Source organism: Niastella sp. sgz303648, from assembly GCF_059587045.1.
In genome coordinates, this window is sequence record NZ_JCAPSW010000003.1 from 100540 (window position 1) to 126302 (window position 25763).

Below are 25763 nucleotides of genomic sequence, written 5' to 3' on the forward strand. Positions count from 1 at the left end.
TTTGTATGTTGATTATTCAATACCTCAAAATTCGCCTATTTAGCCTGCAGTTTTAAAATGCAAAAAGTATGATACCACAATTACTGTGGTATGTAACCGCAATTTATGTTGTACGCTAAAACCCTCATTTTGAAAGGCTTTTTAATCGTTGCAGTTTTGTGGTGTCAAAGGCACTGAACCGGTTGATGATAAGGTTCAAAAGGTGATAGCAACAGTACCCTAAAATTCAGCAACAGTGAACAGGCAATAACCGGTCAGCCCCGTAAGGCTGCACCCGGTTATTCTGAAAACCAATTATGTACAGCAACGAAATGGTCATCAATGCGCTTACAGGTATTATAACAGCATGCATAACATGGTATGCCGCCCGAAGAAAGAACAAAGCAGAAACATATATAAGTGAGCTCGACGCAGTGGAAAGAGCCGTAAAGGTTTGGAGAGAACTGGGCGAGGGCATGCAAAAAAAGTATGAATCCCTGCACGATGAAGTTGAAATACTTCGTAATGAAGTAAAAGCCCTGAGCGAAGAAAACAAACAGTTGAAAAAAGAAAACCAGCGTTTGCTGCAACAAATAAAAACACTTTCCGGTGAAAAAAGCTAATGCAATTGTTTTAACCATGCTCGCTATGTATGCTATAGCTATGACAGTATTACTGTTTGGCTGTAAAAGCTATAAGCCGGTGGTGGATTCGGTAAAGGATAGCACCGTATTAAAATATTTCTACCATGATTCAATTATTACGTTGCCGGGCGACACGGTTCATATTAAAACTACTGTACCCTGTCCCGAAGCAAAATGGAACGCGCAGGCCAAAAGCGGAAGATCGTCGCTGGTTGCCAGCCTCAATAACGGCGAGTTAAGCATCGACTGCAAGCAGGACAGTTTATTATTACGCATATCATTACTTGAAAAAGAGCTTGAACGAAAAACCAACACCATTGTGCATGTGCCGGTACCGCGCGAAGTGATCCGGTACCGGGCACCCTGGTGGGCAAAAATAACGCTGTGGCTCAGCATCATTTTAATAACCGGCTTTTGCATTAAGCATTGGAAGCTATTGATAGCAAACGCCAAAGCAATTGTACAATTCTTTATATGACCATTTCTGAAAAGGCACTTGAAATTGCAATCACTCAGTTAGGCATACGCGAAAACGGAAGTAGCAATTCGGGTAAAGAAGTAGATCAATACTTAAAGAGTGTAGGTCTTAACCCCGGCAATCCCTGGTGCATGGCTTTTGTGTATTGGTGTTACAATCAGGCTTCCACCATGCTGAATGTTCCCAACTTTCTTATACGAACCGGTGGTGTATTGCACCAATGGAATGAGCAACAGGCCAATAGAAAAATTGTGCTTGACAAGGTGTTGAAAAACCCAGGCATTATTCAACCCGGCGCCGTGTTTATAATGGATCATGGCAAAGGAACAGGGCATACCGGTTTGGTAGAGCGCATTCATAACGAACTGATCGAAACGGTAGAAGGCAATACCAACGATGAAGGAAGCAGAGAAGGTTATGAGGTTTGCCGCCGAACCAGGAAGCTGACATCTGTAAAAGGGTTCATTCAATAAATCACCATCATGGATCACGTAAAAGAATATTTTAAAGCATACCCTGCCAACACAGCATGTTACGAAACAAGCAACAAATTATTGTTTCATAACAAACAGGATGCAACAGCCCATGCCGCAACACTCGATGATAAGCTGGTAATTCCCTGGCAGCGCACACCGAATGCAGAAGAGGCTATTAAACAAAAAACAGTACAGGTAAAAGCCGAAGTGCTGATCAAAAAAATTGAAGCAGCCGAAACTGCCGATATATTAAAAAAACTGCTGCCCGAAGGCGAAGGCCGGAAATCGGTTCTGGCAGCTTATAATAAAAAATTGCAGTTGTTCACAGCAGTTAAATAACCGGTTGATATTCTCAAATTTTCAAATTAAAAAATTCTCAAATTATCATTATGTCATTACCCAAAGTAAGTATTCTCTACAGCAATGGCAACCTGTTACAGGATGTAGATGCTGTGGATGGGATAGCAGCACTCTGCGGCACCGGCTCTACAGCCGGTCTGCTGGGAGTGCCCCAAACGGTGTACAGCCTTGATGACGCCGAAAGCAAAGGCTTTACCGAAGCTGCAGAACCAGCCATGTTTCGCCACCTGAAAGAGTTTTACAGCGAGTTAGGCGGCAACCAGGAATTACACATCATGATCGTTCCTGATACCATGACCATGGCGCAGATGCTCGACAACACCAATACAGGTGGCGCCAAAAAACTGATCACCGATGCACAGGGCAAAGTAAGATTGCTGGGTGTTTTTCACAAACCGGCCGCAGGTTACAATGGCGGAGCCGATTTTATCGACAGTCAGGTAGCCACTGCTATTACCAATGCAAAGGTTTTTGCCGAAGCAAGATTGGCTGAACTCGTACCACTTCGCATATTGATCGAAGGCCGTGTTCAAAATGCTGCTGCCAACAATACACTTGAACCCAAAAACAGCAGCAACGGTTATGCCGGTGTTGTATTAGGTGGTTCTCTCAACGATGGATCAGCCTCCGTTGGTTTGGCATTGGGCCGTGCTGTGAAATACGGTGCGCAAATTAAACTGGGTAAGGTAGCCAATGGTCCGCTCAGCATCAGCACAGCCTACATTGGCACTAAAGAAATAAAAGACGTTGTTAACCTTGCAACCCTGCACGACGCTGGTTTCATCAGCTTCATGCAGCATCCGCAAAAAGCCGGTTTTTATTTCGGTATCGATCGCATGAGCAGCACCGATGATTATCGTTTACTGGCTTATGGCCGTGTAGTTGATAAAGCCGCAGTAATTGCAGCAGCTGTTTATGTCGAAGACCTTGAAGGTGAAGTAACTGTTGATGCAGACGGAAACATCAATCACAGTTACCTGTCGCACCTCGAAGCAAAAATAACTCAACAGATCAATGTAGCCATGTCTGACCAGATCAGCGGCTTACAGGTTTACATTAATCCTTCACAGGATGTTATCAATACAGGCAAATTAACCATCAAATTACGTGTACGTCCGTTCGGATATACTTCATTCATTGACATTGACCTGGGCCTTGTTGCCCCGGCTGTTTAAAAAATAAAATATGCCAGCATTTAGCACAAAAGAATGCGCCTGGGCGCATGTAGCCGTAACCGTATTAAGTCGCACTGTAGTAGGCTTACGCGGTTTCGAATTCAAAAAAACTATTGAAAAGGAGCACCTGTATGCCGCCGGTGATGCACCCATTGATATTCAATCAGGCAATAAAAAATATGAAGGCAACCTGAAGCTGTTAAAGTTTGAGGTCGACATGTTGAACGATGCAGCACTGGCTGCGGGATACGACGACATTTTGGAAGTACCTCATCACCTTGTTACCATCACCTGCGATTATAAAAAACAAAGAAACGATCCTAAACGCACCATTACAGTTACCGGTGTAGCATTCACCGAATTAACCAGGGCAATGGAACAAAATGCAAAAATGACTGAAGTTACCCTTCCGTTAATTGCGATGAATATATCAGAAAAATAAAAAAAGCATCCCACCACATGATACAAACAGATAACAACAAAGGATCGAGCATTAAAGAGATCCGGGAACGCGAGCGCAAAGAGCAGGAAACGCAGTTGCGCGAAAAATGCGAGGCCCTGGCTTATGAACGATATGGCGAAGACCAGGTAATAAAATGGAGCAATCAAAACAAAGGGCTTTGGTACCTGCCTGTACTGGATGAAAGCGGCGAAAACATCGAAGCATTCGCTTTGATGAAGCCCATCAACAGGCATATCCTTTCCTATGCTTCTACTAAAATTACCGACGAAGGCTTGTATGCTTTTCTGGAACAATGTATGCGCGAATGTTTTATTGCCGGTGATCAGTTTATTATTGACGACGACGAATTTTTCATTCCTGCAGCCATGAAATTCAATGCAATCCTCGAAGGCAAAAAAGCCGCTCTTTTAAAAAGATAAGCGATGCATCGGAGAAAGCCGAACACGACGTATTCGGCTTTCTTGAAACAATAGTGGAATACTATACAGGGCGGGATGCATCGCAGCTTACAGACGACGCCCTGGTTATGAAACTGGCACACATTAACCGCATTCGCAAAATGGAAGCGGAAAATGGATATGGTAAATTTTTAAACGGAATGTAGGGTGGCAAACAATACAGCTCAATTTATTGCGGAGTTCAATCAACTGATGAACAGTTCACTGGTAAAAATGTGGAAGGACATAAATTCCTTCCTGGATAAAGTGTATCAAACCACCAGGCGAACCTTTAATAAAATTGAAACCCGTATTGACCAGTTAGTTGCTAAGATCGACAAGTTTTCAACCAGTTTTCAGGGCCTCAAAGACGACTTCGGCAACACACAAAAGGTTGTTCAGCAAAGTTCGCAACATCTTAATGACTGGAGTCAAAAGCTGAATACCCTGAGTAAAATTCAACCACCGAAGGCTGCTGCACCAGCTGCGGCAAATGCAGCGAACAAAGCAAGCGCTGATAGTGGCGGCAGTGGCGGAGGTTTTCTGAAATCAATTGCAGGTTCGGTTACCGGCTTATTTAGCAAAGGTAATCTTGCCTCACTGGGAACCCAAATCATTACCGGTGGCATGAAGCAGGAAACGGATATAACATCCCTGCAGTCGAAGCTTAGTAAACCGGCAGCCACAGAAGCATACGCCAATATTAAAAAGGATGCCGCTGCAACTCCATTCGACGTTACCAGCCTTTTAGCTGTAAACAGGTCGCTGATAGAAGCCGGCGCCAATGCAAATGATGCCCGTGCAGATGCACTGGCCCTTGCCAATGCTTTTTCCGGTGCAAATAAAGGCAACGAAGAGCTCACTAAAATGGCCGACAAAATGGGTGAGTTAAAAAAAGCAGGTGTGGCTACCAGTGCGGATCTTAAAGAGTTTAGTGATGCAGGAATAGATATATACAAAGTACTTGCAGACGCTTCGGGCCAAAGCATTGACAAGGTAAAAACCATGAACGTGAGTTATGACCAACTCAGTTCTGCCCTGAAAAAATCCGGAGAAGCAGGAGGCGCTTATGCCGGCGCTATGGAAAGACAAAATCAAACAGTAGAAGGCAAATGGGGCAATTTTACTGAATCGTTGCAAACCGGACTGGGTGATGTAGGCGTTGCTTTTCTGCCTATACTGAACAGGCTGCTCGACTTCGGCCTTAAGCTTACCGACACCCTGTTACCGCAGATCATGCAATTCATTCAGCCGGTAATGGATATGCTCAATTCGCTGCCTATCGAAAGTATTTTAAATAGTGTATTGACCGTTGTTTCTGCCATCATGACTGCAATAGGCCCCATACTTCAACAACTGCAACCTCTATTCGATGCGCTGTTTGCAACTATAGCACCCCTGATTCAACAGGTAAGTGAATTTATAGTTGCGCTGATTGAAGGCCTTGCTCCCATACTTACACTCATTGCTCAGGTTGTATCGGCTGTACTGGGCCCGGCGCTGAGAATTGTAGGAGCGATATTAGGATGGATTATTAAAGTTATAACCGAGGTAATAAAGTTTATCACTCCGGTAATAAAAGGCATTGTGGATTTTATAAGCTGGATAATTGATGGTATCAGCTGGGTAGTTAACGGTGTAATGGGCTTGCTTGGGCTTGGCGATGAAAAAGACAAGAAAAAACCGGCACCACCTCCCGACCCACAAAAGAGCGCCGGTATTACTCCATCACAAGGGGGTGCATCGGGTAATTGGGGACTTGCAGGTGCAGGTGCATCAGGAAATTGGGGGCTTGCAAAAACGGCCACCGATGCTAATGGGAATACAGCTCCCGCAGCACAGAACCAGGCCAACAAAACGGCCGGTGATATTGCAAGCGGTGGTCCCCGTGTTATCAACATCAATGGCATAAAGTTTACCGACAAAATCGAGTTGCACTTAATGAATGCCAAAGAGAGCATTGATGACCTCGAAGCAAGACTACAGGAAATGTTTTTAAGAATCTTAAACAGCGGGGCAGCTTTACAATGAGTACCATAACCTACGATCTTGAACAATTATACCTGCGAACATTCGGAAGCAAACCCTACAAAATACAAAGGGCGAGTGAGCAGATTAAAAACACCGATCCTCTGGGAATACCATATGAGTTACCCGACGAATTTGATCCGTATGGTTACACAGGCCGTTTCATAATCGAGCGTGGCAACGAAGTAGTTTCACAAATTTCAGGCACTACTTTGAATGAAAAGTATAAAGACAGGGAAATATGGCTGCCTACCCGCTTTATGGAATTAAATGTGAAGGATTTCACGAGGAGCGAATTCTTTCTGCCGTTCTCAGTAATAAAAATTTCCGGCAAAAAAACCATTGTCAAAACGCCCATGGCCGAACGACAGGGAACGGTAAAAGAATTATACAGCACCGATGATTACTCAATTAGTTTAAAAGGGTTCTTTATCGATCTCGATGGAAGGGTTTGGCCCGAAGAAGATCTGAAAGTATTTAAAGAAGTATTCGAACTGCAAACCGCCATAGTACTTCAGAACCCCTTAACCGATATTTTTTTGGGAAAAGATCAGAAAGTGGTAATCGAAAGCTTTGATCTTCCCGAAGTAGAAGGCGGTCGCAAACATGTTCGCCCTTTTAACATTCAATTAGAAAGTGACAGCATATTCACATTGGAGGTAAGCTAATGTTTCAAATGACATCCGACATAAAAGTTGAGGGCATCAATAATACAATAAAGCCCAATGCTGTAAAGTGGAAAAGGAGTATTACTGAATACAGCGATACGGCAACCATTAAACTGCCTGCTGTTGCCATGTTGAAGAAAAAAGGCGATGTATACGAACGCATCGAAACAGGTCTGAAGTTCAAAGAAGGTTTACAAATAAGCATCGCCTGTGGTTACGATGGCAAAAACACAATGCGGTTTAAAGGCTTTATCAGGCAAATCAAACCTAACGTACCATTGGAAATTGAATGCGAAGGATATAGTTACCTGATTCGAAAAATACAAAAGTTCAATAAAAGCTATAAGTCGGGCACTAAATTAAAAACAATACTGAATGACCTGGTGCGCGGCACGGCCATAAAATTAAGTAAGCGAATACCCGATATAACGATCGAAAGCCCGGTTAATTTTTCAGGTAAAACAGGAATACAGGTGCTTGACTGGATCAAAGAACAATTGCTGATGACCGTATACTTCAATTTCGATGAACTGTATGTAGGCCTGAAGTATACCGATATAAAGGATACAATCAAGCTAAAATTGGGCTGGAATGTGGTTGATGATAATGAACTGAAGTTTAATCCGAAAAAACAATTGACCGAAGTAAACCTTTCATTGAGCAGTAAACAAAAAGACGGAACAACACAATACGCCGACTCAAAAAGCAAAACCGATCAGGTAAAGCAGGTGAAGATGAATGTAAGGCTCGACAAGGCCACTTTGAAAAAAATACAGGATGATCAAAAACGTAAACTGATCAATCGCGGGTATGAAGGATCGCTTACTGCATTTCTTATTCCTTTTGCCGATCCGGCCATGGCCGTTGAAATTGAAGACCCCAAATACCCGGCCCGTTCAGGTAAATATTTTATCGAAGCAGTAGAAGGCGATTATAGCTCGGGTGGCGGAAGACAAAAAATTAAAATAGAGGCAAGCTTGTAACATGGCACGAGAAGAACAAATACGACAATTGCTCGACGAACGCTCATCGAGATTCGGCCCGGCGCCTACCATGCTGGCCACCGTGCAAAGCGTGGATACTGCAGAAGCAACCTGTGTATTATACGACGAAGAAACCGAGCTCGAGTATTATGATGTTCGCCTGCGCCCGGTAATAGATGGCAAAGAAAGCATCACCATTTTTCCAAAAACCGGCAGCTGGTGTTTGGCCGCCCGTATCGAAAATACCGACGAATGGATGATAGTAGGCTGTGGCGAAGCAGATAAATGGCGACTGAAAATTGGCGACGCAATTATAGAACAGGACGCAACCGGTTTGCAGATCAAAAAACAAAACGATACCCTTCGCCAGGCGCTTGAACTGATTGTGCAGGCAGTGATGAAAGTAGTAGTTGTGCAGGGGCAAAACCCTGATTATGTAAAGCTGCAACAGGCATTAACAAAAATTCAAAACATACTCCGGTAATGGCTTTAAATAAAGATGTATTGGGAACGGCGCTTTATAACAGAGCGCAAAGTTTCAACGACCAGGATATTGAAAACATTGATCAGGCCCGGCGCGATTTCTGGAAAGCGGTTGCAGAAGAAATCATTAATCACATAAAAAGCACCGCCACCCTCAACGTTCCGGGAACCGGCCTCATTGCCCCTTCCGGCGGTGGTCCCGTATCAGGAATAAGCATAACAGGAACCATATTATGATAGACATTCTTTTAGATAATACCAGTAATGATCTGCTGATTGATGCATCGGGCAATTTAAAAATTGGCAAAAGCGATCAACAGCACCAGGCATTGTTACTGCTTTTTGATAAAGGCAGTTTAAAAGAAAATCCCGATACAGGTGTAGGAACATTTAAACACCTCGAAGCAGAACAGGCTTCTGTTTTTTTACGGGAAGTACGCCTGCAATTCATCAGTGATGGCATGCAGATAAATAAAATTGTATTCGATAACAATCAATTGCTAATAGACGCACCATACAATGGCTAAAGTAACTGTATCATATGGTCAAACCTGGCTCGACATTGCCATGCAGGAATTGGGCGATGTGGAAAGGGCAATGGAACTGGCCCTCTTCAACGGACGTTCGCTTACCGATAATCTGCAGGCAGGCGAAGTGCTGAATGTGCCTGAATTCGATGTAGAAAAAAGAAGACTGGTGCAATTGTTTGCTGTAGGCGCCAATAAACCGGCCAGTGGAGAAAGTTTTATTGCAGACGATCCTGTTGCCATTGGCGAAGGCATTGAATTCTGGGCTATCGAAAACGACTTTGTAGTTTCTTAATTAAATCCCTATGCTCAAAAATTATTTTAAACCAACACCCAAGAAATTATTGAAGATATCACTGGCATTGAGAGGCATGGTAGCCACCATCAGCGGCGCTGCCTATTTTCAAAACGACCTGAAAGTTGCTTTCTGGTTTTTAGTTGCCGGTGCAACGGTTGATTTTTTCATTCAGTGTATCGACCCTAATGCAGGCAAACAACCTAAGTAAAATATAAACTATGGAGAACATTTCATTTGCCACAGCCTGGGCATAGTGTTTTGGTACCACTTTGGTATTGCCTGGAGTTTACCATTCAATCTTTTGTACAATAAAATATTACGCAAATAATGGCACGCACCATAACCGAAATACATACCGATATTACCAACACGCTGGTTACTGAACTGGCCACGCATGAAATTATCATTAACCCTTCGACCTGGAGTAAAACCAACCTGCTACGGCTCATTACTTACATTGTAGCAGTTTGTCAATGGACGGTTGAACAATTGCAGGATACGCACAAAGCAGAAGTAAACGAATTAATTGCGCAAAAGAAACCGCACTCGCTACGCTGGTATGCCGAAAAAGCAAAGGCATTTCAATTTGGATACAATCTCGTTGCAGAGCAGGATTATTATGATAATACCGGTTTATCCGACGATGTTGTTGATGCTTCAAAAATTGTAAAATATGCCGCAGTAGTACGCCAGCGCCGCGCCAACCAGCGGATTTTCCTGCGCATTAAAGTAGCAACTGCCAGTGGCACCGACCTTGCCCCTTTAACAACAGAGCAGTTAAATGCTTTGCGTGAATATTTTAACAGAATAGCCGATGCAGGTGTTGACCTTCAAATTGATAGTCTGGTGGCAGACCGCCTTAAACTTAAGTTAAGGATCTATTATAATCCGCTCATACTGGGTGTCAATGGCAGCCGGCTCGATGGAACCGACAGCGCCCCCGTGCCGAATGCGATACGAACCTATTTACAAAATCTTCCATTTAATGGATTGTTTGTACTGGCTCACCTTGTAGATGCGCTGCAGGCAGTTGAGGGTGTTGAAATTCCTCACCTGCAGGAATGTTACACAAGCTATGGCAATCTTCAGCTTACAACGGTAGATGTTGAATATGTGCCCGACAGCGGTTATCTGCGTATCGATGATGCTGACTTAAGCATTGAATATATACCACATAGCCAGATTAAGTAAGCAACAACTAAATCAAACATACTTACATGAACGAACGGATATATGATATTGGTTATAAAAGGCTCGTTACTCAACTGGTTCCCCAGGTGTTGCGCAAACCGAAATTCATTTCATTGTTGTATGCACTGGTAAATCCTGTTGTGTATGTATATAACCTGTTTTTGATTAACAGACGAAACAATCTGTACAAGCTCATGATCACGCCACAGGTTTGTTATGTTGAAATGGCGTTGAACGATAAATATGACGGCAGCAGCCGGCGAATAACCATAATAAGGCCTAAAAGCTATGATCCGTTGTTCCTGTATCGAAAAATAGAAAACAAACCACTTTACCTGTACGGCAAAGGTGAAACAACAAAACCCAAAAACTGGCTTATTCTTAAAGGAGAAGCCAGTGCGTTTCAATATGATTTTATAGTACAGGTTCCGGCTGCAGTGGCTTTTGATATAAATGAAATGACGGCGGTTATCGACAGCTATATACTGCCTGATAAAGTGTATAAAATTTCAATTGTATAACCAATGTATAAAAGAATTGACTTTACCAAACTCGAAGGTCTTGCTACTTATCAGGACACGCTCGATTTTTTGCAAACATCTTATCGCGAAGCAATAAGCACCATAGCCAAAGCTTTTGGAAGCAGAGTAATTGTTACCGGAGTAATTGACCAGGGCGCCACTTACAGCGACGGATGGGTAGTTATTGATGGAGAGCTGATGCCATTTGCCGGCGGATTAAAAACCGACCGGATAATTACAGAAGAAATAACCGATACTGAAATTTTTGCCAATGGAACCACGCAAACAGTTTATTACACTAAAAGAGCAAAACTGGGAGTAACCGGCGGCTATACCTTTAGCGATTTTATTCGCGTTGATACCATGTCGGCCATCAGCCAGGGATTGAAAAGCCTTATAACGGCACATAATAATCTTCAGGCTGCATTTAATGCATACACGCCCTCGTGGAATCAGATTACCGGTATACCAGGTACATTTCCACCATCGGGCCATCGCCACAACTGGACTGACATTGATGGCAGGCCGGCTTTCAATATTCTTTATGCAGGTGTATTATACTTTGGTGACATTGGAAACGGTCGCGATGACTCCACCATAGTAACGTTCCCATGGGTTAACTCCAGGTATATTGTAGCGGGTAGTTTGCTAAGTCTTGGAAACTGGAAAATAGATAACGATGGTTCCTGGATGGTGAAAGATAAAAGCAATGACCATTTCACGCTGATATTACAAGATCTTGGAGACAATGTACAAAATCTTCAATTCGAATACGCTTTAATTTCTTATTAACACATGGCCGTACAAAATATAAATACACTAAAAAACTGGTTTAAGCGTGGCTTTAAACCATTACAACAACAGTTTTACGACTGGATGGATAGTTATTGGCATAAAGAAGAACAAATACCTATTACATCGGTAAACGGACTTGAAAGCATTTTAAATACGCTTCCGTCAACAGATTCCATTAATACGTTAGTGGCATTATTTGTTCCGGAAACATATAATACAACAACTGATTTCACTTATACATTGAAAGCAGGCCGGCGATTACAATCCGTTATCATAATTCCGTCCGTTGAATCAGCCATAAGCATTGGAACTTTCCAGGGAGGTAATGATGTTATGATCGAAGCAATTATTCCGGCGAATGAAGCCTTTATTCTCGATTGTGCCCTATACGCTGTAGCCGATATGCCGGTTTACATAACCGGAATTACAGATGCCACACAGCTTTTAATATATAAACGATAATCAGAATTTTTCTGCAAAAATAGCTTTTACATGCAGGTAGTACCGGCCTATAGCCGGTTATGCCCTCATGCAGACTTTTATTTTTCAAACTTCAGAACATGAAACGATATTATTTTTTGATTCTTGCTATACTTACAGGCATGGCAGTTTCTGCACAACAGCTGTCCGGCCAGATACAGTCGAAAAGAGGCGTTTTTACCGAACGGCTTTATTTGAACGGCAAATGGATCAATCGCATTTCAACAAACTTAAACAGTGCCGACAGCGCCAGTGATGATGTACTGGCAACCGGTAAGGCAATAACGGATTTTATAGGGTTTAAGACCATCAATTCTATAAAAAACCAATTTTCAGTTGCCCAACAAGGCAACTTATGGATCCAGGGCTCTGCAGCATTTGGATTTAACAACAAATTTGTAAATACCCTGGCAGGAGGTTATCCGGCCATGGTATATATAACACACCTTTCATCGCAACACGGACTTAGTATTCAACGGGCATCTTACGACCTTGGCGCTGCCGACATTGTATTGTTTAAAAATAATTCGTCTGATTTCAACACATTGAATGCCTTACAGGTTGGCGATTCTATTGGAACTATAATTTTTTCGGGTGTTGCCGGTAATAACAGTACTATAGCCAATGTAATGAGTATACACGGATCGGTAGAAAAAGTAGCCCCTTCTTATTTAAGCAGCGGATTTGTTTTTAATACCACCGATTCAAATGGCGTTTATGCCCGGAGGCTTACGTTAGACGCTCAGGGTAATCTGATGATCGGTTCAGGAACATCCAATCCTTATAAATTAAACGTAACCAGTGGCGATGTAAGATTCAATAGTCTTGCAGGATCTGGCAATATACTTGTTGCCAGCGATAACAATGGCGTGTTGAAGAAAATTACGCTGGGCGAAAACCTATACTTTAACAATGGTACGCTGAATGCCATTACTCAGCCCGGAGGCTATGGTAAATACGTAGCCAAATTAAGCCAATCGGGTCAAAGCAATCCTTCTGCATGGGTCTGGGAAAACACATTAGGGGTAGAAATTACCTGGATGCGTGATTCAACCGGCAATTATACGGCAACAGTTCCTGATGGAATTACTTTATGGCTCAATACCAACGCTTCGGATGAAACGGGCCGGGCAGTTATGACCCGTATGTTTAAGAGTGCCGCAAACAAAGTAACATTAGTAGTAAAAAATGGAACACTTGCCAGCATAGATGACTGGTCGGGCATTTCAGTTGAAATTCGGGCATATACCACCACCCCCTGATTAAAATAAACATCCCGCAAAGTTTTATATATGAAACTATTATTTTTTGTTTTGTTTGTTTTTATATCAATAACCGTTTCGGCACAACAAGTGTCGAGCCAGGTACAGGCCCAAAAAGGTGTATTTACCGAACAGCTTTATTTGAACGAAACCTGGATCGATCACATTATAAGCAACCTCTCTACTACAGAAAGTTTGTATAGTGTGCTGCCAACCGGAAAGGCGATAGCCGATTCTGTCAAAAACAGTTATATATATAATCAATTTTCGTTTGCCCAACCTGCTAATATATGGTTGCAGGGCCATGCAATATTTGGTTCTCACAACTCTTACCAAAACCTTTTATCACCCAGTTTCCCGGCGCCGGTTTTTATAACACAACGGTCCGGACAATATGGTCTTTCTGTTCAACGATCATCCTTTGATATCGGCGGATCAAATATCGTATTGTTTAAAAACAGATGGCCCAGTTTCAGCCCTTTAAACAGTTTAGTATTTAGCGACGCCATCGGAAGCATCCTTTTTTCCGGCATTCCGGGTAATAACAGCACAGTAACCAATACAATGAACATATATGGGTTTGTTGAAAGAGCAGCGCCCACTTATTTAAGCAGTGGGTTCATTTTTAATACCACCGACACCAGTGGCGCATATGCGCGGCGTATGGGAATAAACGCTAAAGGTAATTTAATGATCGGCAATGCAACCATTAACCCATATCAGTTAAATGTTGTAAACGGAGATGTAAGATTCAATAGTCTTTCAGGCGCTGATGATATATTAGCAGGCAGCGACAACAATGGAGTGGTGAAGCAAATTACGTTAGGCGATAATCTTTATATTGAAGATGACACTTTGGGGGTTGCCTCATACTCTGAGCTTCCCAAATATGTTGCATTATTATCGCAAACAGGTACAAACAATCCAACGGCCGTTGTACTGGAAAATACAATGGGAAATGTTACCTGGACCCGTAACGCAGCCGGTAATTATTCTTTCAATACCACTGCCTTTGGGTATTTCTGGATCACTATATCGGCTTCTGATGAAAATGGAAATGTTGTTTCAACCCACATGTACCCAACTGGCTATGATCATGGTACTTTAATAGTAAAAGATGGTACGCTATCTAATATTGATGGATGGAAAAACATCTCAGTTGAAATTCGGTATATGCTGATGAATTAAAATAAATAACAAGAATATTTTTAAAAAATGAAAATATTATTTCTAACCTTATTCTTTCTTACATCAATAGCCGTATCTGGCCAGCAACTACCCAGTCAGGTGCAGGCAAAAAGAGGTGTGTTTACCGAGCGGCTGTATTTAACAGACAGGTGGATAGACAGAATTTCGACCAATATTAATTCAACCGACAGCATTAATGATAATGTACTGGTCACTGCAAAAGCCATTGCCGATTTCAATCGCCTGCATAGTATTCAGTCAGCTTCGGTAAAAGCCGATGGGGATTATGTACACAACTGGAACCATAAACAATTGTACATCGACAGCATTTACCAGATGAGGTTCGATGCATTGGAATCTTATTCAATTTTCCCTGAGGATCCCAAATTGCACAATACATTTCGCATGGATCCGGGTTCTCAGTACGACAACGCCTTTACAATATCATCCGCCTTACGCAATGCTGAGAATACTGTAGACAGTACAAAGTCGTCGCTTAACATATCGCCACAACATGCATATTTGCAGGTCAGCAATAATGAAACCAATCTTATAGCCGGCCCGGGAATAAATTCAATAGACTTCGGAGCTTACCGACCTGGAGAAGATTTTCCCCATAATTCTGAGTTATACATACGTCCCGAGGCCATTATATGGAAAAATTCATATAGCAATTTTATCATTGACCATTTGTCATATACCAACGACACAGAAAATTACAAGCCTGTTGCCTATGATCTATCTACCGGCAGATTAGCTTCACTGCATAACTGGCCGGCCCCTGCAAACGTTCTCGATATAACCTACCTGCCCGTGTACACCGGTCTTGTAAATGTACAAAGTGTAACGCCCAAAACTGTTTCAGCTATGCGCATAGGCAACACTGTACATGTATCAGGTTTGGTTACTATTGATCCTATAAGCGCGTCAGGCACCAATACTTTTTTAAACATATCCTTACCCTGGGAAAGTAGCTTTACACAATATTTCGATTGTACAGGTACCGGCTTCAATTTCGATTATCAGATGGGAGCCCAGATTGTGGGAAATGTTGCAGATGGTGTAGCCACATTTAAATTCGCGAGCCTCACCACCAACCCGGTCGACTTTTCTTTCACATTTCAATATAGAATTATTGAAAGATCAGGAGAATAAGCATATACCCCAGTCGTTTCTCTATGCAGTTGGTTTTGATTATGCCCTTCCATTACGGAGGGGCATTTTTTATACGTTTCGTTTTTCTTTTTTATACGGCTCGTTTTACCCTCCTTAAACAATATCGAATATTAAATGACGAATGACGAATATCGAAGTACAGATACTTCAACATTCGTCATTCATAATTCGACATTCAATATTTTATACGAGTTCTATATCAAAATTCACCAGGTCAACAAATTGCTGAATGCGGGTATCGATATCGGCGCGGGTAATTTCTTTCAGTCGCTGCGGACCAAACTTCTCAACGCAAAAAGATGCCATGGCCGATCCTACAATGATGGCCGTTTTCATATTATCGAACGATACATCTTTTGTTCGGGCAATATGACCAATAAAGCCGCCTGCAAAAGTATCGCCGGCGCCTGTTGGGTCAAATACATCTTCGAGCGGCAAGGCAGGTGCAAAAAACACCTGGTCGTTATGGAACAATAAAGCCCCGTGTTCGCCTTTTTTAATGATCAGGTATTTGGGACCCATTTTCATAATCTCTTTGGCGGCTTTTACCAGCGAAAACTGAGCGCTTAACTGGCGGGCTTCGCTATCATTCAGCATCAACACATCTACCATTTTCAATACCTGCTCCAGTTCGGGCATGCTGCTTTCCATCCAGAAGTTCATTGTATCCATTACTATCAGCCGGGGGCGTTGTTTCATCTGGTTGATAACACTGATCTGAATTTTCGGATCAAGATTACCCAACATCAGAAACTCGGCATTCTGATACGATGGCGGCACCACGGGATCAAAATCAAGCAATACGTTCAGATCGGTTATCAACGTATCGCGGGTATTCATATCAAGATGATACCGGCCGCTCCAGAAAAATGATTTCTTGTCAGGAACCACTTTAACCCCGTCAAACTGCACGCCTCTTTTGCCCAGCTCGTCTAATTCCTCCTTTGGAAAATCGAACCCAATAATAGATATCTGCTGAACCGGCTGAATAAAATTACTGGCAGCATAAGCAACATAAGTGGCTGATCCGCCTACAATACGGTCGATTTTGGCGAAAGGCGTTTCGATAGCATCAAAGGCCATAGTGCCCACAACGATCAAAGACATAAGCAAAATTTTATCCCTTTTTGCCCAACCACAAGTGGGAGAACATAGGGCGACTTAGAATTTATTGGTGAAAGAATCTGGTAATTGCCTCTTTTAAAGTCCTGTTCCTGAACCGAAACCGGAATAAAGCGGCGTGCAAACGTACGCGAAATTTTGGATGTGTTGAAACAACTATGCGGTTTTGACAGCTATTTATTAACTTGCCGGTTGCTGTTTTTTTCGATTGCTGGCTAAACAAAAACTACCTGGTTCGTTACTCTTAATGCACACCTGGGCAAATCAGGTGGCAGTTTGGCAATTCAACAGCCTGGCTATAACGGCCCAACTGCTCCCGGCAAAACCGGGATAAACTTTTCAAAATACTGCCCGCTTAGTGTTATTGCCACTTAATCGTTAGTAAACTAATTTTACTTTTTTAACCGTAATTAACAAATTCACGCTAACAAATGTTAGCATTTTATTATCTTTGATTCCCGGAATATGGCTAAAATTAAAAGGAACAGAAACGGAACCAGAAAAGACGTAATTATTGCGAAAGCCGCCAAGCTGTTTCGCGAAAAGGGCTTCAGTGCTACTTCTATGCGCGACCTGGCCGAACATGTAGGCGTAGAAGCAGCGAGTCTTTACAACCACATCAGCTCAAAGGCCGAAATACTGCAGGAAATTTGTTTTAAAGTAGCCAACAACTTTATGTCGCAAATCGAAGAAGTTGATGCTACCCCTAACAAAACGGCTATTGAAAAAATACAGGCAATTCTTCGTTTCCATATCAGGCAAATGGTAGATAATTATGAAGAGGTATATGTAAGCGACCGCGAATGGAAACACCTTACCGATCCCTATTTATCAAACATACAAAGCCAGCGCAGGGCCTATCGCCAGCGTATTGCCCTGGTTATTGAAGAAGGAATTCGCAAAGGAGAAATAAAACCCATCGATGCCCCCACAGCGGTATTAATTATGTTACATGCCGTTAGCGGTATTGAATCGTGGCATCGCAGTAAAAAGAAAATTCCCGGCGAATTACTCGAAGATAACATGGTGCAGATACTGGTAGACGGTTTGCGCAAACAGGCATAGTTTTTCACGAAAAAAAATTTGTTCATTTGGCTACGCATTTTCATCGTTTAACGATTGCAGACATAAGAAAAGAAACTCCCGAGTGTGTATCTATCGCCTTTAAGGTGCCTGATGATTTAAAAACCACTTATCTTTTTAAACAGGGACAAAACCTTACACTGCGAACCATCATGAATGGCGAAGAAGTTCGCCGATCTTACTCAATCTGCAGCAGTCCCGCCGAAAATGAATTGCGTGTTGCTATCAAAAAGGCTCCCTACGGAAAATTTTCGGTATGGGCCAATAACCTGTTAAAGCCGGGCGATACCATGGAAGTGATGCCGCCTACCGGCACGTTTTATACCGAGCTACACCCATCACATAAAAAAAAGTACCTCGCATTTGCAGCAGGCAGTGGCATTACACCGGTGATATCTATCATTAAAACAACGCTTGGCACAGAACCCGATAGTTCATTTACGCTGGTATACGGCAATCAAAACCGTAACAGTATTATTTTTAAAGAACAACTCGAAGCGCTTAAAAATAAATACATCAACCGGCTTGCCATTCACTTTGTTTTAAGCCGCGAACAAACCGAAGCAGCCATTTATTCGGGCCGTATCGATGACGATAAATTAAACGAGCTGAGCAAAAAGCTGATCAATGTGCATGCCATGGACCATACCTTTATTTGTGGTCCTGAGCAAATGATCTTTACTGTTATGAACTGGCTGCAGCAACAGGGTGTTGATAAAAAAAAGATCCATTTTGAGCTGTTTACTACACCGGGAGCGAAGTCGGAAGCAGTCCCGATAGGTATCGGGAAAAAGCCGGAAGTAAGAGAAGAGAAACTGGCCACTCAAAGCAGTAAGGTAACAGTAAAATTAGATGGCATTTCATTTGACTTTGATCTGCCATTTGATGGCGAAACGATACTCGAAACCGCATTAAAACAGGGCGCCGATTTACCTTTCTCCTGCAAAGGCGGTGTTTGCAGCACCTGCAAAGCGAAATTAGTACAGGGCAAGGTTGATATGGATACCAACTACGCCCTTGAACAGGAAGAGGTGGAAGCGGGTTATATTCTTACCTGCCAAAGCCATCCCCGCACTGAAAAAGTGGTTATTGATTTTGATGTGAAGTAGAATTTCCGGTAAAAACACTGTATTTGTTATATCGAAACAAATTTTAGGCGAAGAATTTGTTTGCACCTTTGCGCCTTTACGCGAAGTATTATCTTCGCAGGCTCAAAAACAGGTTATGACCGGAATAGACAGCGTACAGCTACAACAGGTTATTGTTCATAAAGTAGGCAATCCTTCACGCGGAGAAGATCTTAAGCTTTCAATAAACCCGCTTACCCTGAACGATGACATTGTAAAAGGATTACTTACCCGGTATTTTCTCAGTGCCTTTAATGAAAACGAATCATACCGTTTTACCCACCTCAGCGATGTACAAATGAATGAGGTATACGCCTTTGTAAGAAAAATTTTTGAAGATAGAGAAACCTTTGTGCAGCAGTCGGTTTTGCTGGCCCAATTCCTGTACAGCAAATCGACCCATGTAAAAGTAAAGGAAGGCGAATTATATGTGGTGCTTTTTGATGAAGTGCCTTTTGAAAATGATTTTATAAGGGCGGTAGGCATATTTAAGTCAGAATCAAAAGAAACATTCTTAAAGGTGTTTCAGCATGGCCAAAGCTGGGAAGTTATTCATGAAGAAGGCGTAAACATCAATAAACTCGATAAAGGTTGCCTGATATTTAACACCAATACGGCAGAAGGTTATAAAGTTTGCGTGGTAGATGCTACCAATAAACAAAACGACGCCCAATATTGGGTCACCGATTTTTTACAGGTAGAACCCTATGCCGATAGTTACCATCATACCGACAAATACCTGAGCCTTTGCAAAAATTTTATCACCAACGAATACGCCGAAAAATTTGAAGTATCAAAAAGCGATCAGATCGATATGCTGAACCGCTCCATGGAATACTTCAAAACCAAAGAGCAGTTTAACTTACAGGAATTTACCAATGAGGTTATCCATCACCAGGAAATAGTGGATACGTTTATGGATTATAAAAAGAATTTTGAATCGTCGAGGAACTTTGAAATTGAAGATGAGTTTGCCATTCACGTATCTGCCGTAAAAAAACAACAACGGGTTTTTAAAACGGTTTTAAAGCTTGATAAAAATTTTCATATCTACATTCACGGCCGCCGCGACCTGATCGAAAAAGGAGTTGATGAAATGAGCGGCAAAAAGTTTTACAAGCTCTACTTCGATGAAGAGAGTTAACTCGTGAATAGTGAATGGTCAATGGTGAATTATAAATTCCACTCCTATTTTAATAGTTTACTGAACCGCTCTAATTCCAGCACCTCGGCAGGGGATAATGTTTCGTTGTTGTCGAACTTCGATTTCAGAAACACCACCCTTTTATGTTGGGGATATTTTGCCAGAATAGCCTCCATCATTTGCCCCAGGCGTTCGTCTTTTTCATACAGTGGTTTGGGTGGGGGCGGGGCCGATTTATAACGGGTAGGCCTTTTCAATATTACTGCTTCCAGCGTAGCGAGTTTATTAACCGGAAAAGTTTTAATTTTCTGTGCTTTTTTATATAAACCCTCCAGTTGTTTTTTGCTTAATCCGCCGCGCTCCTGATATTGGAGATTCAAACTTTGCACAAAAGTCGATTGTGGCTGCGCTTCGAGCAGCAATTGCAGCACATCATTAATAACATCTACATCAACTTTTTTTCGAAACATAGTGTTGGGTTTACTCCGCCATCGGCGGGGCCGTTCTTAACAAAAATACGCAACAGTAAACTATTTAATATAAAAAGCCTGTTTGAATATGCAGGTTTTTGCGGCTACAAATGTTGCAGCCTTTAAAAACATTGTCTGTAAATTCGGCAGTACCAGCAAATTTAACTAACATGCTTAAACATTTACTTATCCTTTCTGTAACCTGTATTCTATTTATTTCAGCTATTGCACAAAATGCGCCCAAGCGTGAGTTCAGAGGAGCATGGATAGCAACTTATACTAATATCGACTGGCCTAACCGCACACAAACACCGGCCCAGCAACGTGCGGCATTTATTTCAATTGTTGACCACCACAAAACCACCGGATTAACCGCTTTGTTCATTCAGGTGCGCAGCCAGTGCGATGCCATGTATGCCAGCTCCATTGAACCCTGGTCGGCCGATTTAACCGGTACGCAGGGCAAAGCGCCTGATCCTTACTGGGACCCCATGCAATTCATGATCGATGAATGCCATAAACGAGGCATTGAGTTTCATGCCTGGCTCAATCCGTACCGTGCTGCAGGCAACTCAAACAGTTTGTCGTCCTTTGCCGAAAACCATGTTGCCAAACAACATCCTGAATGGTTGTTAAGCCAGGGAACGTTGCGCATTCTCGACCCCGGCATACCTGCTGTACGCGATTATGTTTCTTCTGTTATTGCAGATATTGTACACCGTTACGATGTAGATGGCATTCATTTCGACGATTATTTTTATCCTTCCCCGCCCGGTTCGGGTACAACGCCTTTTAACGACGATTCATCGTATGCCGCCGATCCGCGTGGCTTTACGGTTCGCGCCGACTGGCGTCGCGACAATGTGAATTTGCTTATCAAAAGAGTGTACGACAGTGTAAAAAGCATTAAGCCCTGGGTGAAATTTGGCGTATCGCCATCTGGTATTTATCGCAATAGCACCAACCCCGATATTGGTTCGGCTACCAGCGGACTTGAACATTATACTTCGCTGTATGCCGATACCCGTAAATGGCTGCAACAGGGATGGATCGATTATTTATGTCCGCAGGTATATTGGTATATCGGCCAGGCCGGCGCCAATTACGGCGTGGTAGTTCCCTGGTGGAATAATAATACCTACGGCCGGCACATGTATATCGGCCTTGCAGGTTATAAAGTAAATGATCCGGCGCAGGGCACCAACTGGGCCAACCCTTCCATGATACCTAATGAAGTTCGGTTGAACCGCTCACTCAGTCATATATCGGGTCAGGCGGTTTATAATACCAATAGTTTACGCAGCACTTCCAAATTAGGTTTTCGCGATTCGTTGCGCCTGTACTTTTACAACAAACCTGCGTTGTTGCCTAATATGCCCTGGCGCGATAGCTTAGCGCCTGCGTCGCCTTCGTCGTTAACCGCCGTTAAATACGGAAATGATTCAGTGGTATTAAACTGGACGAAACCATCCGCCACCGATGAGCTCAACAAAGCATGGCAATTCGTGATTTACCGTTCGCAAAACCCGCTGATAGATACCAGCGATGTAAACAATATATTGGCCATTACGGTCAACGACACAACTACGTTTTCCGATAAAACCATTGCAGCAGATAGTATATATTATTACGCCGTTACTACCACCGACCGTTTTCACAACGAAAGCGGCGCCTCTAACACAGTATCAAATCTGCCGCCCGATATCGAATGCCTGCCCGATACCATGCTGGTGTTGAATGCATCCTGCTCTGCAACCTTACCCAACTTTGCACAGCTGGTCACGGTTAAAGCATCATCTGCTGTAATCGTTACGCAGCTGCCTGCCGCAGGCACTATTATAAACGGGCAACACGATACAACCATCACCTTAATTGCAACCGATGCAGGCGGTAATGCCGATACCTGCAATTTTGTGGTAAGAACGGTTGACCACGAAACGCCGCTTATCACTGCGCTTGATTCCACCATAACCAACGGCAGCGTACTTACCTTCGCAGTTGATTCAGGCACCTGCTCGTTTAAGGCAGGCAATCAATTGGATATTATTGCCACCGATAATTGCGACGATAGTTTGTTATTCTCCTACACACTTATCTACAACGGAATTACAACCGGCCCCGTAGTAGCAAACTCATTACAAGGTGTTGTTTTCGCAAAGGGATCTACCGTGGTTACCTGGACAGTTGCAGACCATGCAGGTAATACAGCTAACTGGACCAATACAATAATTGTAGAAGACAAAGAAAGTCCTGTTATCACCAATGTATCGGCCGATCCTTCGCAATTATGGCCGCCCGATCACAAGTTGCACGATATAACGGTGAACTATACTGCTTTGGATAACTGCGGCGCAGTAAACAGTTCTTTATCGGTAACCAGCAACGAACCTGTTACAGGTAATGGCTCTGGTAACACCTCGCCCGACTGGATAATCATTGATGAACACCATGTGCAACTGAGGGCCGAACGTTCGGGGTTTGGCAATGGCAGAGTTTATACAATTGCTATTACAGCGCCCGATAGCAGCGGCAATACCGCCGGCAAACAAACTACCGTTACCGTACCCTGCTTTCCCGGTGATGAAGATGGTATTTTAACCGTAAAAGCGTTCCCGAACCCTGCTCCGCATCAGTTCATTATTATGACGCTTAGCACATCGCCCAAATCGCTAAGCATTACGGTAACCGATAATGCAGGAAAGATCATCGAATCCCGGAACGGCCTGCCGGCCACCGGTCTGTTCTTCCTGGGCAGCAATTACCTGCCGGGTGTTTATTATCTTGAAGTAAAACAGGGAAATAAGAAAGAAACAATTAAACTTATCAAGCAAGGGCATTGATCTTTTTTTCTTTAACAACTAAAAAAGGTAACCGGGCAACTGGTTACCTTTTTTAGTTGTAAGAGCGCTTACCAAAGCCTATTACGGCAATCGACAAATATTTTTAAGTATAACGAATTGATTATTAAAAGCCGGTTATTTTTTTATTAACCCTTTACTATCACAAACTGTTAACATTAGTATTATTTAGTTTTGTTGAAACTTTAGCTATGAGAAATAAATGGCCCCTCATTTTAATAATCACCCTTGCATATGCCTGTACCAAACCATCAGAGGCTCCGCAGCAGCAACACAACGCAATTATAATGCAGGTAAGTGATCCCTTGCTGTTTAAAGTGATTCCACTATCGCAAAACAAACTGAAAGTTTCATTTCGCTATAATCAAAACAGAGCCCTCACAAAATTATTTCTGAAAAAAGATACTGCTACTATAGGTACTTATGCTATCAACAATGACAACAATTCTTACTATTCAACCGAAATAAACTATAATTTCAGCAGCGGCGATAAGTACAATTTTATTGTTCAATCAGCCTCATTAAACGATACCATTTATCAATACTCCATTTCAGGCTATACACATAACTATGTAAGCGCTTATGATTATCAAAAAGTTTTAAGTATCAATCAATTTGTAGGCTACAACGCTTATGACATTTCTCCATCACACAAAACAATTTTTATAAACGATTATTCGAGTTCCAATTTTACTTTTACACTGAAAAGATTATCTCTTACCGATCTGAAAACAGATACCATTGCGGGCGATGTAAGCGGTATGATGGTCAGAGCCATATCGGATGATGAAATATTAATTGAAACCGGAAGATATAATAACCGCATTCTGGGCAGCGACTCAAATGCATTGGTGCGTTATAATATCAATACCAAACAATCGGTTTTTATTGATTGGGTATCCCAGAGTTATGGAAGAACTTCGCGAATAATCAACAATCACGTTCTGGTTACCAACCCGGAATTTACCGCCGGCACAACAACGCTGATCAATTTAAATGATAATTCAAAAAGGGTGTACCCTTTAAGTTCAATTAATTTTACAACTGTTCGCACAAACAATTTTGATAAAATTTACAGCTATAATACAGTTGTTGACGCCAATACCGGCAATCTGGTGAACGTTCTTGATGTGGCAGACACAGCAACCATCGAGTATATTGATGACGCTAATCAGTATATTATTGTTTCGCAGTATAAAATATTACCCTCTCCCTCACAATCATATGATAGCCGGTTTGCATTATATAAACAAAATAATAAGATTTACGAAAGCGAATACAGCACAGGAAGAAGTGTGCAATTTGGTAAAATAAATGCCATTAAAAATAACAGCATCCTGTTTCATCAGCATTTCGACTACGCAACATTCTTTAGGATCGACGGGTACTATGTATTGAATACCGATACAAAGGAAACCACCCTTGTTCAATGCGAAAGCTTCGATTATGTAACAAATGATTTTCCGTTAGACGACCACACCATTATATCGGTAAGACCAGATGGTATTTATAAGTTAACATCGAGGTAAAGTGAAGAGGCTGCATCATACTTTGAAGTGCCCCCAATAAGTCAGACACTTATGGGGGCCTTTTTTATGGATAAAAGAATCAGTGTCAATTTTTGTGTGCAAGGGCGCCATCCGCAGTCTTTTGTCTGATATCAGCGTTTTTATCAGCTATGCCGGAAGTTGATGGGTTAGCTGGTGAAATATCGCCAAATTCAATTGAATCGTGCTTTTTCGCCGAGGCATTCACAGCAATTTTTCTAACAGAATTCTTGTTTTTGATTTTTGAATTATCCGACTTCGGCTTTTGATCCGAGAGGGAGGGCAAAGATGAAGAAGATGAATCTGAAGACAACCCCTTGTCATTTTCGGCCACTTTGTTAACTGTATTTAATGTATCAACCTGCAATTTATTTCTTTCTATTGAATCATTTATGTGACTCGTTATATTCGAATCACTTTGAGCAATTAACGCTTGTGAAATTGGCTTGTTAGTTTCCGTTTGTTTGTTATAATCAACCGGTCGTTTATCAACAACAGAGAATTTTGTAATAGCAAATACAATGATCATTGCTGCCAGGCAAACTGGTAAAGTGATAAAAAAGGCTTTCATATGGACATTTTTTTAATAGGGTGACGTTAGATATTAAAAGTACATTTAAAATTATTTAAATGCTATAGCATGCCGGCCACCGGTATGCCGGCAAACAGCAAATAATGCGGGGAACCAATTTGGTACTTAATTTTTTAGAACAGGGAATTGAGTATGATCAAGAAAAGAAATTTAATAGTAAGCACTTATGTGATGTAATATGGTTTCATCACACATAAACATAGTTATT

The 25763-nt window shown here is 42.2% G+C and carries 31 protein-coding genes; 28 read left to right on the plus strand and 3 right to left on the minus strand.

All coding sequences use genetic code 11. The annotated features are described in order from the left end of the window. Positions 1-296: 296 nt before the first annotated feature. From AC59IL_RS09190 to AC59IL_RS09300, 23 genes are all read left to right on the plus strand, one after another. Positions 297-602 (plus strand): hypothetical protein, encoded by a 306-nt coding sequence (locus AC59IL_RS09190; RefSeq protein WP_496551817.1) that lies wholly within the window; start codon positions 297-299, stop codon positions 600-602. Next, entirely contained in the window at positions 589-1101 is a 513-nt protein-coding gene (locus tag AC59IL_RS09195; protein ID WP_496551818.1) for a hypothetical protein, read from the plus strand. The genes AC59IL_RS09190 and AC59IL_RS09195 overlap by 14 nt, the downstream gene beginning before the upstream one ends. Then, a complete protein-coding gene (locus AC59IL_RS09200; protein ID WP_496551819.1) occupies positions 1098-1574 on the plus strand; it encodes a CHAP domain-containing protein in 477 nt (158 codons plus the stop codon). Before AC59IL_RS09195 ends, AC59IL_RS09200 begins: the two co-directional genes overlap by 4 nt. 9 nt (positions 1575-1583) lie before the next feature. Next, entirely contained in the window at positions 1584-1916 is a 333-nt protein-coding gene (locus AC59IL_RS09205; RefSeq protein ID WP_496551820.1) for a hypothetical protein, read from the plus strand. A 50-nt stretch (positions 1917-1966) separates the two neighbouring features. Next, the gene (locus AC59IL_RS09210) at positions 1967-3112 is read left to right on the plus strand and encodes a DUF2586 family protein (protein ID WP_496551821.1); all 1146 of its coding nucleotides are present in this window, start codon (positions 1967-1969) and stop codon (positions 3110-3112) included. A gap of 10 nt (positions 3113-3122) precedes the next feature. Continuing rightward, positions 3123-3554 (plus strand): hypothetical protein, encoded by a 432-nt coding sequence (locus AC59IL_RS09215; protein WP_496551822.1) that lies wholly within the window; start codon positions 3123-3125, stop codon positions 3552-3554. A 17-nt stretch (positions 3555-3571) separates the two neighbouring features. Next, complete coding sequence (locus AC59IL_RS09220; protein ID WP_496551823.1) at positions 3572-3994, plus strand: hypothetical protein; 423 nt, start codon at positions 3572-3574, stop codon at positions 3992-3994. A gap of 53 nt (positions 3995-4047) precedes the next feature. Then, positions 4048-4179, plus strand: a complete 132-nt coding sequence (locus AC59IL_RS09225; RefSeq protein ID WP_496551824.1) for a hypothetical protein — start codon at positions 4048-4050, stop codon at positions 4177-4179. Between the two features lies 1 nt (position 4180). After that, positions 4181-6043 (plus strand): tape measure protein, encoded by a 1863-nt coding sequence (locus AC59IL_RS09230; protein WP_496551825.1) that lies wholly within the window; start codon positions 4181-4183, stop codon positions 6041-6043. Further along, entirely contained in the window at positions 6040-6708 is a 669-nt protein-coding gene (locus tag AC59IL_RS09235) for a DUF6046 domain-containing protein (protein ID WP_496551826.1), read from the plus strand. Before AC59IL_RS09230 ends, AC59IL_RS09235 begins: the two co-directional genes overlap by 4 nt. 8 nt (positions 6709-6716) lie before the next feature. Next, a complete protein-coding gene (locus AC59IL_RS09240) occupies positions 6717-7691 on the plus strand; it encodes a hypothetical protein (protein ID WP_496551827.1) in 975 nt (324 codons plus the stop codon). Between the two features lies 1 nt (position 7692). Continuing rightward, a complete protein-coding gene (locus AC59IL_RS09245) occupies positions 7693-8175 on the plus strand; it encodes a hypothetical protein (protein ID WP_496551828.1) in 483 nt (160 codons plus the stop codon). Next, complete coding sequence (locus AC59IL_RS09250; RefSeq protein WP_496551829.1) at positions 8175-8411, plus strand: hypothetical protein; 237 nt, start codon at positions 8175-8177, stop codon at positions 8409-8411. The genes AC59IL_RS09245 and AC59IL_RS09250 overlap by 1 nt, the downstream gene beginning before the upstream one ends. Further along, the gene (locus AC59IL_RS09255) at positions 8408-8701 is read left to right on the plus strand and encodes a hypothetical protein (RefSeq protein ID WP_496551830.1); all 294 of its coding nucleotides are present in this window, start codon (positions 8408-8410) and stop codon (positions 8699-8701) included. Before AC59IL_RS09250 ends, AC59IL_RS09255 begins: the two co-directional genes overlap by 4 nt. Beyond that, the gene (locus tag AC59IL_RS09260) at positions 8694-8996 is read left to right on the plus strand and encodes a hypothetical protein (RefSeq protein WP_496551831.1); all 303 of its coding nucleotides are present in this window, start codon (positions 8694-8696) and stop codon (positions 8994-8996) included. The genes AC59IL_RS09255 and AC59IL_RS09260 overlap by 8 nt, the downstream gene beginning before the upstream one ends. 10 nt (positions 8997-9006) lie before the next feature. Next, on the plus strand, positions 9007-9207 hold the full coding sequence (locus AC59IL_RS09265; RefSeq protein ID WP_496551832.1) for a hypothetical protein: 201 nt from the start codon (positions 9007-9009) through the stop codon (positions 9205-9207). Positions 9208-9326: 119 nt separating this feature from the next. Then, positions 9327-10190 carry a hypothetical protein gene (locus AC59IL_RS09270; RefSeq protein WP_496551833.1) on the plus strand — a complete coding sequence of 288 codons (864 nt, stop codon included), beginning with the start codon at positions 9327-9329 and terminating at the stop codon, positions 10188-10190. Positions 10191-10216: 26 nt separating this feature from the next. Continuing rightward, a complete protein-coding gene (locus AC59IL_RS09275) occupies positions 10217-10711 on the plus strand; it encodes a hypothetical protein (protein WP_496551834.1) in 495 nt (164 codons plus the stop codon). 3 nt (positions 10712-10714) lie between these two features. Further along, complete coding sequence (locus AC59IL_RS09280; protein WP_496551835.1) at positions 10715-11503, plus strand: hypothetical protein; 789 nt, start codon at positions 10715-10717, stop codon at positions 11501-11503. Between the two features lie 3 nt (positions 11504-11506). Then, positions 11507-11968, plus strand: coding sequence for a hypothetical protein (locus AC59IL_RS09285; RefSeq protein ID WP_496551836.1), 462 nt, complete (start codon positions 11507-11509; stop codon positions 11966-11968). Between the two features lie 98 nt (positions 11969-12066). Beyond that, positions 12067-13248 (plus strand): hypothetical protein, encoded by a 1182-nt coding sequence (locus AC59IL_RS09290; RefSeq protein WP_496551837.1) that lies wholly within the window; start codon positions 12067-12069, stop codon positions 13246-13248. Between the two features lie 30 nt (positions 13249-13278). Beyond that, on the plus strand, positions 13279-14436 hold the full coding sequence (locus AC59IL_RS09295; protein WP_496551838.1) for a hypothetical protein: 1158 nt from the start codon (positions 13279-13281) through the stop codon (positions 14434-14436). A gap of 27 nt (positions 14437-14463) precedes the next feature. Continuing rightward, a complete protein-coding gene (locus AC59IL_RS09300; protein ID WP_496551839.1) occupies positions 14464-15591 on the plus strand; it encodes a hypothetical protein in 1128 nt (375 codons plus the stop codon). Positions 15592-15795: 204 nt separating this feature from the next. Here the strand turns inward: AC59IL_RS09300 and AC59IL_RS09305 are convergent, their stop codons facing one another. After that, positions 15796-16719, minus strand: a complete 924-nt coding sequence (locus tag AC59IL_RS09305; RefSeq protein WP_496551840.1) for a PfkB family carbohydrate kinase — start codon at positions 16717-16719, stop codon at positions 15796-15798. Positions 16720-17199: 480 nt separating this feature from the next. On the opposite strand from AC59IL_RS09305, the gene AC59IL_RS09310 reads away from it, so the two are divergent. From AC59IL_RS09310 to AC59IL_RS09320, 3 genes are all read left to right on the plus strand, one after another. After that, entirely contained in the window at positions 17200-17799 is a 600-nt protein-coding gene (locus AC59IL_RS09310) for a TetR/AcrR family transcriptional regulator (protein ID WP_496551841.1), read from the plus strand. Between the two features lie 26 nt (positions 17800-17825). Then, entirely contained in the window at positions 17826-18926 is a 1101-nt protein-coding gene (gene paaE, locus AC59IL_RS09315; protein ID WP_496551842.1) for a 1,2-phenylacetyl-CoA epoxidase subunit PaaE, read from the plus strand. A 115-nt stretch (positions 18927-19041) separates the two neighbouring features. Next, positions 19042-20088: a nucleoid-associated protein gene (locus AC59IL_RS09320; protein WP_496551843.1), complete on the plus strand. Its 1047-nt coding sequence runs from the start codon at positions 19042-19044 to the stop codon at positions 20086-20088. A gap of 44 nt (positions 20089-20132) precedes the next feature. On the opposite strand, the gene AC59IL_RS09325 is transcribed toward AC59IL_RS09320, so the two are convergent. After that, the gene (locus AC59IL_RS09325) at positions 20133-20558 is read right to left on the minus strand and encodes a hypothetical protein (RefSeq protein WP_496551844.1); all 426 of its coding nucleotides are present in this window, start codon (positions 20556-20558) and stop codon (positions 20133-20135) included. 170 nt (positions 20559-20728) lie between these two features. On the opposite strand from AC59IL_RS09325, the gene AC59IL_RS09330 reads away from it, so the two are divergent. Together AC59IL_RS09330 and AC59IL_RS09335 are read left to right on the plus strand one after the other, a co-directional pair. Further along, the gene (locus AC59IL_RS09330; RefSeq protein WP_496551845.1) at positions 20729-23398 is read left to right on the plus strand and encodes a family 10 glycosylhydrolase; all 2670 of its coding nucleotides are present in this window, start codon (positions 20729-20731) and stop codon (positions 23396-23398) included. A gap of 209 nt (positions 23399-23607) precedes the next feature. Beyond that, positions 23608-24945 carry a hypothetical protein gene (locus AC59IL_RS09335; protein WP_496551846.1) on the plus strand — a complete coding sequence of 446 codons (1338 nt, stop codon included), beginning with the start codon at positions 23608-23610 and terminating at the stop codon, positions 24943-24945. A gap of 85 nt (positions 24946-25030) precedes the next feature. Here AC59IL_RS09335 and AC59IL_RS09340 read toward each other — a convergent pair whose 3' ends face one another. After that, positions 25031-25534, minus strand: coding sequence for a hypothetical protein (locus AC59IL_RS09340; RefSeq protein ID WP_496551847.1), 504 nt, complete (start codon positions 25532-25534; stop codon positions 25031-25033). Positions 25535-25763: the final 229 nt, after the last annotated feature.

Coding starts and splice junctions, on each gene's coding strand:
- AC59IL_RS09210 (WP_496551821.1), top strand. CDS start 1,967: ATGTCATTACCCAAAGTAAGTATTCTCTACAGCAATGGCAACCTGTTA.
- AC59IL_RS09325 (WP_496551844.1), bottom strand. CDS start 20,558: ATGTTTCGAAAAAAAGTTGATGTAGATGTTATTAATGATGTGCTGCAA.
- AC59IL_RS09200 (WP_496551819.1), top strand. CDS start 1,098: ATGACCATTTCTGAAAAGGCACTTGAAATTGCAATCACTCAGTTAGGC.
- AC59IL_RS09235 (WP_496551826.1), top strand. CDS start 6,040: ATGAGTACCATAACCTACGATCTTGAACAATTATACCTGCGAACATTC.
- AC59IL_RS09245 (WP_496551828.1), top strand. CDS start 7,693: ATGGCACGAGAAGAACAAATACGACAATTGCTCGACGAACGCTCATCG.
- AC59IL_RS09255 (WP_496551830.1), top strand. CDS start 8,408: ATGATAGACATTCTTTTAGATAATACCAGTAATGATCTGCTGATTGAT.
- AC59IL_RS09305 (WP_496551840.1), bottom strand. CDS start 16,719: ATGTCTTTGATCGTTGTGGGCACTATGGCCTTTGATGCTATCGAAACG.
- AC59IL_RS09335 (WP_496551846.1), top strand. CDS start 23,608: ATGAGAAATAAATGGCCCCTCATTTTAATAATCACCCTTGCATATGCC.
- AC59IL_RS09215 (WP_496551822.1), top strand. CDS start 3,123: ATGCCAGCATTTAGCACAAAAGAATGCGCCTGGGCGCATGTAGCCGTA.
- AC59IL_RS09300 (WP_496551839.1), top strand. CDS start 14,464: ATGAAAATATTATTTCTAACCTTATTCTTTCTTACATCAATAGCCGTA.
- AC59IL_RS09190 (WP_496551817.1), top strand. CDS start 297: ATGTACAGCAACGAAATGGTCATCAATGCGCTTACAGGTATTATAACA.
- AC59IL_RS09285 (WP_496551836.1), top strand. CDS start 11,507: ATGGCCGTACAAAATATAAATACACTAAAAAACTGGTTTAAGCGTGGC.
- AC59IL_RS09340 (WP_496551847.1), bottom strand. CDS start 25,534: ATGAAAGCCTTTTTTATCACTTTACCAGTTTGCCTGGCAGCAATGATC.
- AC59IL_RS09240 (WP_496551827.1), top strand. CDS start 6,717: ATGACATCCGACATAAAAGTTGAGGGCATCAATAATACAATAAAGCCC.
- AC59IL_RS09295 (WP_496551838.1), top strand. CDS start 13,279: ATGAAACTATTATTTTTTGTTTTGTTTGTTTTTATATCAATAACCGTT.
- AC59IL_RS09320 (WP_496551843.1), top strand. CDS start 19,042: ATGACCGGAATAGACAGCGTACAGCTACAACAGGTTATTGTTCATAAA.
- AC59IL_RS09250 (WP_496551829.1), top strand. CDS start 8,175: ATGGCTTTAAATAAAGATGTATTGGGAACGGCGCTTTATAACAGAGCG.
- AC59IL_RS09260 (WP_496551831.1), top strand. CDS start 8,694: ATGGCTAAAGTAACTGTATCATATGGTCAAACCTGGCTCGACATTGCC.
- AC59IL_RS09330 (WP_496551845.1), top strand. CDS start 20,729: ATGCTTAAACATTTACTTATCCTTTCTGTAACCTGTATTCTATTTATT.
- AC59IL_RS09220 (WP_496551823.1), top strand. CDS start 3,572: ATGATACAAACAGATAACAACAAAGGATCGAGCATTAAAGAGATCCGG.
- AC59IL_RS09270 (WP_496551833.1), top strand. CDS start 9,327: ATGGCACGCACCATAACCGAAATACATACCGATATTACCAACACGCTG.
- AC59IL_RS09280 (WP_496551835.1), top strand. CDS start 10,715: ATGTATAAAAGAATTGACTTTACCAAACTCGAAGGTCTTGCTACTTAT.
- AC59IL_RS09290 (WP_496551837.1), top strand. CDS start 12,067: ATGAAACGATATTATTTTTTGATTCTTGCTATACTTACAGGCATGGCA.
- AC59IL_RS09310 (WP_496551841.1), top strand. CDS start 17,200: ATGGCTAAAATTAAAAGGAACAGAAACGGAACCAGAAAAGACGTAATT.
- AC59IL_RS09205 (WP_496551820.1), top strand. CDS start 1,584: ATGGATCACGTAAAAGAATATTTTAAAGCATACCCTGCCAACACAGCA.
- AC59IL_RS09275 (WP_496551834.1), top strand. CDS start 10,217: ATGAACGAACGGATATATGATATTGGTTATAAAAGGCTCGTTACTCAA.
- AC59IL_RS09265 (WP_496551832.1), top strand. CDS start 9,007: ATGCTCAAAAATTATTTTAAACCAACACCCAAGAAATTATTGAAGATA.